The organism is Pseudomonas sp. SB113 (assembly GCF_040754745.1).
Taxonomy (GTDB): Bacteria; Pseudomonadota; Gammaproteobacteria; order Pseudomonadales; family Pseudomonadaceae; genus Aquipseudomonas; species Aquipseudomonas grimontii.
Genome location: NZ_JBFMHW010000008.1, coordinates 218,592 through 230,553, shown reverse-complemented (window position 1 = coordinate 230,553; position 11,962 = coordinate 218,592). Strand labels below are relative to the sequence as shown.

General features: G+C 61.8%; 18 protein-coding genes. 14 read left to right on the top strand and 4 right to left on the bottom strand.

Annotated elements, in window-relative coordinates:
* Positions 1-5 precede the first annotated feature (5 nt).
* The 3 genes from AB1462_RS13485 (at position 6) to AB1462_RS13475 (ending at position 1,908) form a co-directional block, all read left to right on the top strand.
* The gene (locus AB1462_RS13485) at positions 6-995 is read left to right on the top strand and encodes a 2-hydroxyacid dehydrogenase (RefSeq protein WP_367246835.1); all 990 of its coding nucleotides are present in this window, start codon (positions 6-8) and stop codon (positions 993-995) included.
* A 71-nt stretch (positions 996-1,066) separates the two neighbouring features.
* A complete protein-coding gene (locus AB1462_RS13480) occupies positions 1,067-1,507 on the top strand; it encodes a hypothetical protein (RefSeq protein ID WP_367246833.1) in 441 nt (146 codons plus the stop codon).
* Positions 1,504-1,908, top strand: coding sequence for an META domain-containing protein (locus AB1462_RS13475; RefSeq protein ID WP_090402871.1), 405 nt, complete (start codon positions 1,504-1,506; stop codon positions 1,906-1,908). Before AB1462_RS13480 ends, AB1462_RS13475 begins: the two co-directional genes overlap by 4 nt.
* Positions 1,909-1,958: 50 nt before the next feature.
* Here AB1462_RS13475 and AB1462_RS13470 read toward each other — a convergent pair whose 3' ends face one another.
* Positions 1,959-2,420 (bottom strand): TlpA disulfide reductase family protein, encoded by a 462-nt coding sequence (locus tag AB1462_RS13470; RefSeq protein WP_090402869.1) that lies wholly within the window; start codon positions 2,418-2,420, stop codon positions 1,959-1,961.
* A 115-nt stretch (positions 2,421-2,535) separates the two neighbouring features.
* Here AB1462_RS13470 and arsC point away from each other — a divergent pair, with 115 nt between their 5' ends.
* Genes arsC through AB1462_RS13455 form a run of 3 tightly spaced genes read left to right on the top strand, consistent with a single transcriptional unit; the run spans position 2,536 to position 3,888 of the window.
* Entirely contained in the window at positions 2,536-2,889 is a 354-nt protein-coding gene (arsC, locus tag AB1462_RS13465; protein WP_090402866.1) for an arsenate reductase (glutaredoxin), read from the top strand.
* Entirely contained in the window at positions 2,886-3,500 is a 615-nt protein-coding gene (wrbA, locus tag AB1462_RS13460; RefSeq protein WP_090402864.1) for an NAD(P)H:quinone oxidoreductase, read from the top strand. Before arsC ends, wrbA begins: the two co-directional genes overlap by 4 nt.
* Complete coding sequence (locus tag AB1462_RS13455; protein ID WP_367246830.1) at positions 3,484-3,888, top strand: DUF2069 domain-containing protein; 405 nt, start codon at positions 3,484-3,486, stop codon at positions 3,886-3,888. The genes wrbA and AB1462_RS13455 overlap by 17 nt, the downstream gene beginning before the upstream one ends.
* 38 nt (positions 3,889-3,926) lie before the next feature.
* On the opposite strand, the gene AB1462_RS13450 is transcribed toward AB1462_RS13455, so the two are convergent.
* On the bottom strand, positions 3,927-4,598 hold the full coding sequence (locus tag AB1462_RS13450; RefSeq protein ID WP_053128532.1) for a DNA-3-methyladenine glycosylase I: 672 nt from the start codon (positions 4,596-4,598) through the stop codon (positions 3,927-3,929).
* An 80-nt stretch (positions 4,599-4,678) separates the two neighbouring features.
* A complete protein-coding gene (ttcA, locus tag AB1462_RS13445) occupies positions 4,679-5,503 on the bottom strand; it encodes a tRNA 2-thiocytidine(32) synthetase TtcA (RefSeq protein ID WP_259193343.1) in 825 nt (274 codons plus the stop codon).
* A 264-nt stretch (positions 5,504-5,767) separates the two neighbouring features.
* Here ttcA and AB1462_RS13440 point away from each other — a divergent pair, with 264 nt between their 5' ends.
* Positions 5,768-6,370 carry a Yip1 family protein gene (locus AB1462_RS13440; RefSeq protein WP_090402858.1) on the top strand — a complete coding sequence of 201 codons (603 nt, stop codon included), beginning with the start codon at positions 5,768-5,770 and terminating at the stop codon, positions 6,368-6,370.
* Between the two features lie 129 nt (positions 6,371-6,499).
* The gene (locus AB1462_RS13435) at positions 6,500-6,994 is read left to right on the top strand and encodes a SprT family zinc-dependent metalloprotease (protein ID WP_027606355.1); all 495 of its coding nucleotides are present in this window, start codon (positions 6,500-6,502) and stop codon (positions 6,992-6,994) included.
* A gap of 96 nt (positions 6,995-7,090) precedes the next feature.
* On the opposite strand, the gene AB1462_RS13430 is transcribed toward AB1462_RS13435, so the two are convergent.
* Positions 7,091-8,266, bottom strand: a complete 1,176-nt coding sequence (locus AB1462_RS13430) for a CaiB/BaiF CoA-transferase family protein (RefSeq protein WP_090402856.1) — start codon at positions 8,264-8,266, stop codon at positions 7,091-7,093.
* A 157-nt stretch (positions 8,267-8,423) separates the two neighbouring features.
* Between AB1462_RS13430 and tusD the strand changes: the two genes are divergently transcribed.
* From tusD to AB1462_RS13400, 6 genes are all read left to right on the top strand, one after another.
* On the top strand, positions 8,424-8,816 hold the full coding sequence (gene tusD, locus AB1462_RS13425; RefSeq protein ID WP_090402854.1) for a sulfurtransferase complex subunit TusD: 393 nt from the start codon (positions 8,424-8,426) through the stop codon (positions 8,814-8,816).
* 1 nt (position 8,817) lies between these two features.
* Positions 8,818-9,168: a sulfurtransferase complex subunit TusC gene (gene tusC / locus AB1462_RS13420; protein WP_090402852.1), complete on the top strand. Its 351-nt coding sequence runs from the start codon at positions 8,818-8,820 to the stop codon at positions 9,166-9,168.
* Complete coding sequence (gene tusB, locus AB1462_RS13415; protein ID WP_090402850.1) at positions 9,168-9,446, top strand: sulfurtransferase complex subunit TusB; 279 nt, start codon at positions 9,168-9,170, stop codon at positions 9,444-9,446. The genes tusC and tusB overlap by 1 nt, the downstream gene beginning before the upstream one ends.
* Positions 9,443-9,778, top strand: a complete 336-nt coding sequence (locus AB1462_RS13410; protein WP_367246829.1) for a TusE/DsrC/DsvC family sulfur relay protein — start codon at positions 9,443-9,445, stop codon at positions 9,776-9,778. The genes tusB and AB1462_RS13410 overlap by 4 nt, the downstream gene beginning before the upstream one ends.
* Positions 9,775-10,776, top strand: a complete 1,002-nt coding sequence (locus tag AB1462_RS13405) for a glycosyl transferase family protein (RefSeq protein ID WP_367246828.1) — start codon at positions 9,775-9,777, stop codon at positions 10,774-10,776. The genes AB1462_RS13410 and AB1462_RS13405 overlap by 4 nt, the downstream gene beginning before the upstream one ends.
* 88 nt (positions 10,777-10,864) lie before the next feature.
* The gene (locus tag AB1462_RS13400) at positions 10,865-11,860 is read left to right on the top strand and encodes a glutathione S-transferase family protein (protein ID WP_090402843.1); all 996 of its coding nucleotides are present in this window, start codon (positions 10,865-10,867) and stop codon (positions 11,858-11,860) included.
* Positions 11,861-11,962 lie beyond the last annotated feature (102 nt).

The following is an 11,962-nucleotide window of genomic DNA, read 5'->3' as shown; positions in this document are numbered from 1 at the left end:
TTTTGATGCGCGTGATTATTTTCAGCAGCCAGGCCTACGACCGCGACAGTTTCCTCGGCGAACCCTTGCCGCGCGGCCTGGAACTGCAATTCCAACCCGCCCGGCTCAACCTCGACACCGTCGCCCTGGCCGAACACCACGAGGTGGTCTGCGCTTTTATCAACGACGACCTCAGCGCCCCGGTGCTGGAACACCTGGCCAAGGGCGGCACGCGGTTGATCGCGCTGCGTTCGGCCGGTTACAACCATGTGGACCTGCCTGCCGCCAAACGCCTGGGCCTGACCATCGTACGTGTCCCAGCCTATTCGCCCCACGCGGTCGCCGAACATGCGGTGGCCCTGATCCTTGCCCTCAACCGCCGCCTGCACCGCGCCTACAACCGCACCCGCGACGGCGATTTCAGCCTGCATGGCCTCACCGGTTTTGACCTGGTGGGCAAGACCGTCGGCGTGGTCGGCACCGGCCAGATCGGCGCCACGTTCGCCAGGATCATGGCGGGCTTCGGTTGTCGGTTGCTCGCCTACGACCCGTCCCCCAACCCGCAGGTCCAGGCCCTCGGCGCTGACTATGTGAGCCTGCCGGAGCTATTGGCCCAGGCGCAGATCATCAGCCTGCACTGCCCGCTGACCGCCGACAGCAAGCACTTGATCAACGCACGTTCCCTGGCGCAGATGCAGCCCGGCGCCATGCTGATCAACACCGGTCGCGGTGGCCTGGTGGACACGCCGGCGCTGATCGAAGCGCTCAAGGACGGCCAACTCGGCTACCTGGGGCTGGATGTGTATGAGGAAGAAGCCCAGCTGTTTTTCGAGGACCGCTCCGACCTGCCCCTGCAGGACGACGTACTTGCGCGCCTGCTGACCTTCCCCAACGTGATCATCACCGCGCACCAGGCGTTCCTCACCCGCGAGGCCCTCGCGGCGATTGCCGGCACCACTCTGACCAATATTGCGGCGTGGGCCGATGGCCGGGCGCAGAACCTCGTCGAAGGATGATCAGCGGTCACATACCAGGCTCATGATCAGCGGGCACCCGTGATAGGATGCCGCGCCTATTTGGAGGATCCATGGCCGAACACGATTTCCGCTTCAGCTTGCTGAGCCCGCAACACACCCTGATCGAATGCCGCGCCCTGGTGCCGGGCCGTTACCAGGTCACCGGCAACGGTGGTTCGATCAAGCATGACGACGTGCTGATCGTCACCCTGCGCGGCAGTAAAACCTTGTCCATGCGCCTTACCGTCGAAGGTGACGCACGCTACTCCATCCGCCCTGCAGGCCAGTGGGTCGCCATGGCCCGCGGACCGAAGTTCGGCGAGCTGGAGATTCACACCTGGAAGGTCAACTGCGACAGCTGCGAAACTGTGCTGGAGTTTGAATTCGCGGTGGAAACCAAGTTGACCAAGGAGCCGCTGCAACCGGCCGCCAACGCGCGCATTGCCGAGTTGGGCTGGGCCAGCGAAGGCGACAAGCACCGCTGCCCGAAATGCCAGAAGGCCGGGCAATGAAAGGCCTGCTTCTGCTCGCCGCCGTCGGTGCGGCCCTGAGTGGCTGCGCCGGTGATGCGGTCAAGCTCAAGCAGGATCACAGTTACGTGGTGGAATGGATTGGTGAGCGGCCGCTGATGGATTACGCACACCTGACCGTCACCCTCGGCGCCGATGGGCGTGCCTACGGCAATGGCGGTTGCAACCACTGGTTCGCGCCGTACACCGTCGAGGGTGAAAAGCTCAGCTTCGGCAAGCTCGGCAGCACCCGCAAGCTCTGCGCCGAGGCCTTGATGGAGCAGGAACAGCGCTTCTTCCAGGCCCTGCAAGGCGTACAGCGCTGGGACATCTCGCCGATCGAGCAGACCCGCTTCTGGCCGGCCGAGGGCAAGCCGATTCGCCTGTGGCTTGAAGAAGGCTGATTCCCCAATCTGTGGATTGATGGGACCCGAATGTGGGAGGGGACAATACTCTAGCCGCGCAAGGCCTTGAGTTTGGCCAGCACCCCTTCCGCCGTCTGCTCACCCATCAACTGCTCGCGCACCTTACCCTTGTCATCGATGATGTAGGTCACCGGCAATGCTTCGCTGCGCGGAATGTCGAAGATCCCATCCGGGTTCTGTGCCAGCACGGTGAACTTGATCCCCAGCTTGTCGCTGGCTTCTTTCAGCTCTGCACCCTGCACATTGTCGAAGTTAACCCCGAACACCCCCACACCCTGCCCCTTCAACTGTTCCGCCAGGGCGTTGAGTTCAGGGATTTCCGTGCGGCACGGGCCACACCATTCCGCCCAGTAGTTGACCACCAGCCACTGTTTGTCCAGGCGCTCGGCCGCGACCTTCTGGCCGTACTGGTCAACGCCGTAGTCATTGCCGCAGCCGCTGAGCAGCAGGGTTGTGATGATCGCCAATGCACCGATCAGTCGCCTTGTCATGGGGTAATCCTTCGCAAAAATGAACGTTGGCTGCGACCTATCGCCTCTTACGGTTTAAGGACAGGACGCCGCGCGGGTAGAATACCCGCCACCTTACGCAAGATGCGACCCGCACATGACCGATCTGACGCTTTATCACAACCCGCGCTGCTCGAAATCCCGCGGTGCGCTTGAACTGCTGGAAGCCCGAGGCCTCGCCCCCACCGTGGTGCGTTACCTGGAAACCCCGCTGAATGCCGCGCAATTGAAGGCGCTGCTGACCAAGCTGGGTATCAGCGCACGCCAACTGCTGCGCACCGGCGAAGACGAATACAAGGCCCTCAACCTGGCCGATGCCAGCCTCAGCGAAGCGCAACTGCTTGCCGCCATCGCCGAACACCCCAAGCTGATGGAACGCCCGATCCTGGAAACCGCCGATAAAGCCATCATTGGCCGCCCGCCAGAGAACGTGCTGGAGATCCTGTCGTGACTACGCCGTATGTGCTGGTGTTGTATTACAGCCGCAATGGCTCGGTGAGCGAAATGGCTCGGCAGATTGCCCGGGGCATCGAGCAAGGCGGGATGGAAGCGCGGCTGCGCACCGTGCCGGCGATCTCCACCGAATGCGAAGCCGTGGCGCCGAGCATCCCGGACGAAGGCGCGCTGTACGCCAGCCTCGATGACCTGAAAAACTGCTCGGGCCTGGCCCTGGGCAGCCCGACGCGCTTCGGCAACATGGCCGCGCCGCTCAAGTACTTCCTCGATGGCACCAGCAACCTGTGGCTCACCGGCGCGCTCGTCGGCAAACCGGCCGGGGTGTTCACCTCCACCGCCAGCCTGCATGGCGGCCAGGAAACCACGCTGATGTCGATGCTGCTGCCGCTGTTGCACCACGGCATGCTGATCACAGGCCTGCCCTACAGCGAACAGGCGCTGCTCGACACCCAGGGCGGCGGCACGCCGTATGGCGCCAGCCACCATGCCGGACCGGATGGTAAACGCCTGCTCGACCCGCATGAAATCACCCTGTGCCGGGCCCTGGGCCTGCGCCTGGCCAAGACCGCCACGCTGCTGGAGAACGGCCGTGGCCAGGAAGCCTAAGGTTCTACCGCCGCAAGCGTGGCTGGAGCCACGGGTCAAGGCTGCACGCGCGTTAAGCTTGCTGGCGTTTTTCGCCCTGGTGGGTTTGCTGTGCGGGTACTACCTGTTCGTCGCCGACCTGCACGGCGCGCGTCCGTGGGTGATCCTGCTGATCGAACTGATACCGCTGCTGGTGCTGGCACCGGGGATGATCGTCGGCAGTGCGCGCGGGCATTCGTGGATGTGCTTTGTGGTGAACCTGTACTTCATCAAAGGCGCGCTGGCGGCGTATGACCCGAACCGGCAGTGGTTCGGGGTGCTGGAGATGCTGGCGAGCCTGGCGGTGTTTTGTACGGCGCTGCTGTATGTGCGCTGGCGGCACCAACTGAACCGCCGGTTGGCCGAGTAACTGTGTGGCGAGCCTGCTCGCCACACAATAGACCCCGGTCAATGGTTGACGGTGTACGCCAGCATCATCGACAGCTGGCACATCGGCCGTCCACTTTCGGCATGCCACTGGTTGAACGCGGCCTGCACCGTCGCCAGGTCGCGCAGGCTGGTTGGCGCCTTGTCGACAATCTTCTGCGCATTCAATGCCGCGACCACGTCGTAGCTCGGCACAAAGGTATCCTTGCCCACCATCCGCAAGAAGCGCGGTGCCGACAGCCCGCCCAGCTGATGACCGTGCTTGCTCAGGTATTTCCATAACCCAACGATATCGGTCACCGGCCAGTCAGCGATAAATGCGCCGAAGCTGCCTTTTTCCTGCTCGATATCCAGGATCATCTGCGCATTGCGCGGCACGCTCTTGAGCTTGCCCAGGTGACGGATGATGCGCGTGTCCTGCATCAGGCGCTCAAGATGCTCAGCGCCCATCAGCACGACTTTTTCCGGGTCGAAGCCGAAGAACACTTGCTCGAACGCCGGCCACTTGGCATCCACCACGCTGTGTTTCAAGCCCGCGCGAAACACGCGCAGCGCCAAGGTCGACAGGTAGCGATCATCACTGATCTTGCGTAACTGCGCCGGAGTCTTGGGCACCGGCAGGTGGGCGTCCAGCTCGGCCGCTGAACCGAAGCGGTTCAGACAGTATTCGTGCAGCCACTTGTAATCACGCATGCCCTCTCCTGCTGTTGAATGCTGGCAATTGAATTGAAAACGGCGCCCGCAAGCGCCGTGTGTCAGAGCGTTGAATGAGCTCAGAGGTTCACAACATTGACGAAGCGCGACGCGGCAGTCTCATCAATTTTCAGGCTGGCGAAGTCGAACAGGTTGCGATCGGCCAATTGCGACGGCTGCACGTTCTGCAGGCTGCGGAAGATACTTTCGGTACGCCCGGGGGTCTTGCGCTCCCAATCCACCAGCATTTCCTTGACCACCTGGCGCTGCAGGTTTTCCTGGGAGCCGCACAGGTTGCACGGGATGATCGGGAATTGCTTGAGGTCGGAGTAGGCCTGGATGTCCTTCTCGTTGCAATACGCCAGCGGGCGGATCACCACGTTGCGCCCGTCATCGGCACGCAGCTTGGGCGGCATGGCCTTGAGCGAACCGTTGAAGAACATATTGAGGAAGAAGGTCTCGACAATATCGTCGCGGTGGTGACCCAGGGCCATCTTGGTTGCACCGATCTCATCGGCAAAGGTGTAGAGCGTGCCACGGCGCAGGCGCGAGCATAACGAGCAGGTGGTCTTGCCTTCAGGAACCAGTTCCTTGACCACCGAGTAGGTGTCTTTTTCGACGATGTGGTACTCAACGCCCAGCGCCTTCAAGTACGCAGGCAGCACGTGCTCGGGGAAGCCCGGTTGTTTCTGGTCCATGTTGACGGCAACGATCTCGAACTTGATCGGCGCGACCTTTTGCAGGTGCAACAGCACGTCGAGCATGGTGTAGCTGTCTTTGCCGCCGGAGAGGCAGACCATGACCTTGTCGCCGTCCTCGATCATGTTGAAATCGGCGACCGCCTCACCGGCCAGGCGGCGCAGGCGTTTTTGCAGTTTGTTCTGGTTGACCGTAAGAGTGCCCATGGCGCTTGGATCCGCAGGAGGTGTGTGACGAAAAGCCGGGTATTTTACGCAAAAAAAACAGCTAAAGGGCTAACAGTAAAAGACCCCGCCGCGATTAGGCCCCCTGTTTACAGCGCAATTTGCTCTAAAGGCCCTACAGTTATTCCGGTCATCCCTTCCTATACTGCGACTTGAGGTCGCACACATATATCCAGACCTTTGTGGCCATTTGGCCCGTGGGCGCTCCGATGGGGGGCGATGGTAATAACGACAGGAGTGACTGGCATGATCCATCACGTCGTGGGGCTGTTTACCCATCCCGACCAGGAATGGCGGGAAATTCGTGGCGATAAAGAAGAAAGCATCGGCCACATGTACCTCACTCACACCCTGATTCTCGCGGCGATCCCCGCCGTATCAGCGTTTATCGGTACCACCCAGGTCGGCTGGGTCATCGGCAACCGCGCGCCGGTCATGTTGACCCAGGAAAGTGCGCTGTGGATGACCCTCATGTCGTACGCGGCCATGCTCGGCGGCGTGGCGGTAATGGGCGCGTTCATTCACTGGATGGCCCGTACCTACGACGCCAGCCCCAGCATGGCGCGTTGCGTGGCCTTTGCCACCTACACCGCGACACCGCTGTTCATCGGCGGGCTGGCGGCGCTCTACCCGCATATGTGGCTGGGCATGGTGGTGGGCACGGCAGCGATTTGCTACACGGTCTACCTGTTGTACGTGGGGCTGCCGACCTTCATGAGCATCGATCCCGACGAAGGCTTCCTGTTTTCCAGCTCGGTACTGGCCGTGGGCCTGGTGGTGCTGGTAGCGATCATGGCGTTTACCGTGATTGTCTGGGGCCTGGGCGTAGGCCCGATCTACACTAACTGACGCGTCCAACCGTGAAGGCAAGGCCACCGCAAGGTGGCTTTGTGCGTGATGAATGACCATTCGGCGCCTGACAGATTCGGAAACACCCAGCTTTGCGGCATACTGCATGTCTCTGGAGATATGTACAGCATGCCCGAGCAACTCAATACCCGCGTCGAAGATTGTTTCCTGCAAGCCGAATCCTTTTTCAAACGAAGCTTCAAACGCCCCCAGGTCAGCCTCAAGCTGCGGGGCCAGAAGGCCGGTGTCGCGCATTTGCACGAGAACCTGCTGCGCTTCAACCCACAGTTGTACCGAGAAAACAGCCAACACTTCCTGAAACAGACCGTGGCCCATGAGGTGGCGCACCTGATTGCCCACCAATTGTTCGGCGAACGCATCCAGCCCCATGGCGAGGAATGGCAACTGATCATGCGTGGGGTCTATGAACTACCGCCGGACCGCTGCCACACCTATGCCGTGAAGCGTCGCCAGGTGACCCGCTATATCTACCGTTGCCCGTGTGCGGACAGTGACTTTCCGTTTTCGTCGCAACGCCATGGCATGGTGGCTCAGGGGCGGCGGTACCTGTGTCGGCGCTGTCGGCAGACCTTGGTGTTTACCGGGGAAACCAGGGTGGAATAAAGGCCTCATCGGGAGCAAGCCCCCTCCCACATTCAGGCCTGTGAATACGATCAAAATGTGGGAGGGGGCTTGCTCCCGATAGCGTCCGCCCAGCCACTACATAATCACCTTGGAGCTGCGCAGCTCGCTGATGCGCTGTGGGCTCAAGCCCAGCTCCGCCAATACGTCATCACTGTGCGCGCCCACGGCGGCGCCAATGTGCCGGGGCGCTGGCAAACCCTCGGAGAATTTCAACGGGCAGGCTATCTGCGCCTGGCTCGAGCCATCGCCCCTGGGCACCTGGCTGACCAGCGCCCGCGCCGTTAACTGCGGATGGGCCACGGCCTCACTCAGCGTCAGCACAGGTTCCACGCAGGCATCCACCCCGGCAAACAACTCGCACAATTGCTCGAAACTGCGCTTCTCGAATTCCACCTGCAAGGCCTGCTTAAGCGCCGGCTGCTGCTCTGGCTTCAAACCCTGCGCGGCAAGTTCCGGGCGCCCCAACGCTTCACACAATTGCTGCATGAAGGCCGGTTCCAGGCTGCCCACTGACATCCAGCGTCCGTCCCGAGAGCGGTAGTAGTCGTAGAAACTGCCACCATTGAGTACATGGCTCTCCCATTCCGGCTCGACCCCGCAGGCCAGGTAACCCGCTCCGGCCATGGCGTTCAGGCTGAAGGAGCAATCGGTCATGCTGACATCCAGGTATTGGCCGACACCGCTCTGCTGCCGGGAAATGACAGCAGCGAGAAGCCCCACCACCGCATGCAGCGAACCGCCGCCCACGTCCGCCAACTGCACGCCCAGTGGCAATGGCCCGCTGTCCTGGCGGCCGGTGTAACTGGCGACCCCGGCCAGCGCCAGGTAGTTGATGTCGTGCCCGGCGCGGTCCTTGTAAGGGCCGGTCTGGCCGTAACCAGTGATCGATACGTAAATCAGCCGCGGGTTGATCGCCTTCAGCGCCTCGTAACCCAGGCCCAGGCGCTCCATCACTCCGGGACGAAATTGTTCGAGGACAATGTCGTAGTCCTTGACCAGTGCGCGCACGATCTCCAACGCTTCGGCCTGCTTCAAATCCAGCGCCAGGCTGCGCTTGTTGCGATTGAGGTAGGCATGACTGGCCGAAGTTCCCTGGTCATGGGGCGGCAGCACCCGCAGCAGGTCCACGCGCGTGGGCGATTCGATACGCAGTACCTCGGCGCCCATGTCCGCCAGCATCAAGGAGGCAAACGGGCCGGGCAGCAAGGTGGAAAAATCCAACACTTTAAGGGACGCCAAGGGACCTGACATGGGGACTCCATTTGGGTTTCGAATTCACACAGACTAGGCAGCGTGGCGCATACCGGCAATCGTCAGAACGATCATCGAGGGTGACCGTTTTGATCACGGCGGGCTTTTTCGCGGCGGCGGCTTTATCATTGGCCCACGTTTGCTTGCAGAGTGTTCCATGAAGTTTGCGATTGCAGTGTTTTCCGCCGCCCACGCGCCCTCCTCGCGCCGCGCCTTGCTGTTCGCCCAGGCGGTGCTTGCCGGCGGGCATGAGATTGTGCGGCTGTTCTTCTATCAGGATGGCGTCTACAGCGCCGCCAACACCATCGTTGCGCCCCAGGATGAGCAGGACATCGCCCGCCAATGGCGCGAGTTGGTCAGCACGCATCAGCTCGACGGCGTGGTGTGCATCGCCGCCGCCTTGCGTCGTGGCGTGCTTAACGCCGAGGAAGCCACCCGCTATCAACGCAGCGCGGCCAACCTGGGTGCGCCCTGGGCGCTGTCGGGCCTGGGACAATTGCACGACGCCGCCCAAGCCGCCGACCGCCTGATCTGTTTTGGAGGGCCGTGACATGTCCAAATCCTTGTTAGTGATCAGCCGCCAGGCGCCATGGGCCGGGCCGAGCGCGCGCGAAGCGCTGGATATCGTGCTGGCCGGGGGCGCGTTTGATCTGCCGATCGGCGTGCTGTTCATGGATGACGGCGTGTTCCAACTGGCGCCGCACCAGGACGCCAAGGCCGTGCAGCAAAAGGACCTCGGCGCTAACCTGCAGGCATTGGGCCTGTTCGGCATCGATGACGTGTTCGCCTGCAGCCACAGCCTGGGTGAGCGCGGGCTGACACAGCCGGCCAATGCCCAGTCGCTGGACAGCGAGGCGATCTCCAGGCTGATTGACCGTTACGACCAGGTGATAACCCTCTGATGTCGACTTTACATGTGGTATCTCACTCTCCTTTTACCGATAGCCGCCTCGCCAGTTGCCTGCGTATCTGTGGCGCCGAGGATGCGATCCTGCTTTGCGGCGATGGCGCCTACGGGCTGCACAACCCAGCCCTGCACACCAAGGGCGTGAAGGTCTTTGTGTTGGCCGAAGACATGCTGGCGCGCAATCTGCCGCTGCCCGACTGGGCCGACAGCGTGGACTACCCGGGTTTCGTGCAGCTGTCGCTCGACTACAGCAAGGTCAACACCTGGCTATGAACACCCTGACCGTAGGCGCGCGCACCCTGGATCTGGACAAGGACGGTTACCTCGTCGACCTGAGCGAATGGTCCCCTGAGGTGGCCAACGCCCTGGCCGCCGCCGAAGGCCTGGAATTGACCCCGGACCATTGGCAGATCCTCGAATTGCTGCGCCAGTTCTATGCCGAATTCCAGCTGTCCCCCGCCACGCGCCCGCTGATCAAGTACACCGCCTTGAAATTGGGCCCGCAAAAGGGCAACAGCCTGCACCTCAACACACTGTTCAACGGCACTCCCGCCAAACTCGCCGCCAAGCTGGCGGGCCTGCCCCGGCCGACGAATTGCTTATGACCGACTTTGCCCCACTGCCCCTTGAAACCCCTGCCGAGCATCCGTTTGCGCAGTTCGTGCGCATCCTGGGCAAAGGCAAGCGCGGCGCGCGCAACCTCACCCGCGACGAGGCCCGCGAAGCCATGGGCATGCTGCTCGACGAAAAAGTCGAAGACACCCAGCTCGGCGCCTTCCTGATGCTGCTGCGCCACAAGGAAGAAAGCCCGGAAGAACTCGCCGGTTTTACCGAAGCCGTGCGCGAACGCCTGAACGCCCCGGCACTGAATGTGGATGTCGACTGGCCGACCTACGCCGGCAAGAAACGCCACCTGCCCTGGTTCCTGCTGGCGGCCAAGTGCCTGGCGCAAAATGGCGTGCGCATCCTCATGCACGGCGGCGGCGCACACACGGCGGGCCGGCTGTACACCGAACAATTGCTGCAAACCCTGCAAATTCCGTTATGCCGCAACTGGCAGCAGGTCGGGACCGCGTTTGAACAAGGCAACCTGGCGTTTATCCCGCTGGGCGATTGGGCGCCGCAACTGCAACGCATGATCGACCTGCGCAACACCCTCGGCCTACGCTCGCCGATCCACTCCCTGGCGCGCCTGCTCAACCCGCTGAATGCGCGCTGCGGCCTGCAAAGCATTTTCCACCCCGGTTACCAGGGCGTGCACCGCGATGCCAGCGGCCTGCTCGGCGACCATGTGATTGTGGTGAAGGGCGACGGCGGCGAAGTCGAGATCAACCCCGACACGATCAGCCACCTCTACGGCACCACCGGTGGCGAAAGCTGGGATGAAGAATGGCCCGCCCTCTCCGACCAGCGCCACGTCAAGCCGGCAACCCTGGAGCCGGAGCACTTGAAGGCCGTGTGGCGCGGCGACGTAGAGGACAGCTACCCACAACTGGCGCTGATCGCCACCATGGCCCTGGCTCTGCGCGGCCTCGGTCACTCACGGGAACAGGCGTTCGAATTAGCCCGGCAATATTGGGACGCTCGGGACAAATCGATTTAATCGATCATTCACGCCCGGTCTTTGCGCTTTTAGTTCGAACTCATCCCTTTAGACTGGGCTCCAACGCTTATTAGCCAAGGAGCCAGTCATGGGTTTGCTGATCGAAGGACACTGGAAAGACCAGTGGTACGAAAGTAGCGCAGATGGCGCTTTCCAGCGGGAACAGGCACAGCGCCGCCACTGGGTGACCGCCGATGGCCAGCCTGGACCCAGCGGCGAAGGCGGCTTCAAGGCCGAGGCCGGTCGTTATCACCTCTACGTGTCCCTGGCCTGTCCATGGGCCCACCGCACCCTGATCCTGCGCAAGCTCAAGGGCCTGGAAAGCTTGATCGACGTGTCCGTGGTCAGCTGGCTGATGCTGGAAAACGGCTGGACCTTCGACAAGGCCCAAGGCTCCACCGGCGATAAGCTCGATGGTTTCGAATTCATGCACCAGCGCTATACCGCCGACACCGCCGACTACACCGGTCGCGTCACCGTGCCGGTGCTGTGGGACAAGAAGCTCAACCGCATCGTCAGCAATGAATCGGCGGAGATCATCCGCATGTTCAACAGCGCGTTCAACGGGCTGACCGGCAACACCCTGGACTTCTACCCCGAGGCACTGCGCCCGACCATCGATGCGCTGAACGAGCGGATCTACCCGGCCGTGAACAATGGCGTGTACCGCGCAGGCTTTGCCACCTCACAACACGCGTATGAAAGCGCGTTTGATGATGTGTTTGCCGAACTCGATCACCTGGAGCAGCACTTGGGCGACCATCGCTACCTGGCTGGCGAGTACCTGACCGAAGCGGATGTGCGGTTGTTTACCACGCTGATTCGTTTTGATGCGGTGTATTACAGCCACTTCAAATGCAATGTGCGGCGGATTGCCGATTACCCGAACCTGTCGAACTGGTTGAGGGAGATGCATCAGTGGCCGGGCGTGGCCGAGACGGTGGATTTCGAGCACATCAAGGGGCATTACTATGCGAGCCACCGCACGATCAACCCGACGGGGATTGTGCCGAAGGGGCCGTTGCAGGCGTTTGATGCCGGGCATGATCGAGTGAAGCTAACCAGCAAAGGCGTTTGGAGCTGATACAAAACCCGTAGGAGCGAGCTTGCTCGCGAAGAACTCAAAAACACCGCGTGCATTCAGGGTGGGCGCGTTATCGTTGACGATTTTCGCGAGCAAGCTCGC

Excerpts from the sequence above, each read along its gene's own strand:
- AB1462_RS13485 (WP_367246835.1), top strand. The coding sequence starts at position 6 with ATGCGCGTGATTATTTTCAGCAGCCAGGCCTACGACCGCGACAGTTTC.
- AB1462_RS13480 (WP_367246833.1), top strand. The coding sequence starts at position 1,067 with ATGGCCGAACACGATTTCCGCTTCAGCTTGCTGAGCCCGCAACACACC.
- AB1462_RS13475 (WP_090402871.1), top strand. The coding sequence starts at position 1,504 with ATGAAAGGCCTGCTTCTGCTCGCCGCCGTCGGTGCGGCCCTGAGTGGC.
- AB1462_RS13470 (WP_090402869.1), bottom strand. The coding sequence starts at position 2,420 with ATGACAAGGCGACTGATCGGTGCATTGGCGATCATCACAACCCTGCTG.
- arsC (WP_090402866.1), top strand. The coding sequence starts at position 2,536 with ATGACCGATCTGACGCTTTATCACAACCCGCGCTGCTCGAAATCCCGC.
- AB1462_RS13450 (WP_053128532.1), bottom strand. The coding sequence starts at position 4,598 with ATGCGTGATTACAAGTGGCTGCACGAATACTGTCTGAACCGCTTCGGT.
- ttcA (WP_259193343.1), bottom strand. The coding sequence starts at position 5,503 with ATGGGCACTCTTACGGTCAACCAGAACAAACTGCAAAAACGCCTGCGC.
- AB1462_RS13440 (WP_090402858.1), top strand. The coding sequence starts at position 5,768 with ATGATCCATCACGTCGTGGGGCTGTTTACCCATCCCGACCAGGAATGG.
- AB1462_RS13435 (WP_027606355.1), top strand. The coding sequence starts at position 6,500 with ATGCCCGAGCAACTCAATACCCGCGTCGAAGATTGTTTCCTGCAAGCC.
- AB1462_RS13430 (WP_090402856.1), bottom strand. The coding sequence starts at position 8,266 with ATGTCAGGTCCCTTGGCGTCCCTTAAAGTGTTGGATTTTTCCACCTTG.
- tusD (WP_090402854.1), top strand. The coding sequence starts at position 8,424 with ATGAAGTTTGCGATTGCAGTGTTTTCCGCCGCCCACGCGCCCTCCTCG.
- tusC (WP_090402852.1), top strand. The coding sequence starts at position 8,818 with ATGTCCAAATCCTTGTTAGTGATCAGCCGCCAGGCGCCATGGGCCGGG.
- tusB (WP_090402850.1), top strand. The coding sequence starts at position 9,168 with ATGTCGACTTTACATGTGGTATCTCACTCTCCTTTTACCGATAGCCGC.
- AB1462_RS13410 (WP_367246829.1), top strand. The coding sequence starts at position 9,443 with ATGAACACCCTGACCGTAGGCGCGCGCACCCTGGATCTGGACAAGGAC.
- AB1462_RS13405 (WP_367246828.1), top strand. The coding sequence starts at position 9,775 with ATGACCGACTTTGCCCCACTGCCCCTTGAAACCCCTGCCGAGCATCCG.
- AB1462_RS13400 (WP_090402843.1), top strand. The coding sequence starts at position 10,865 with ATGGGTTTGCTGATCGAAGGACACTGGAAAGACCAGTGGTACGAAAGT.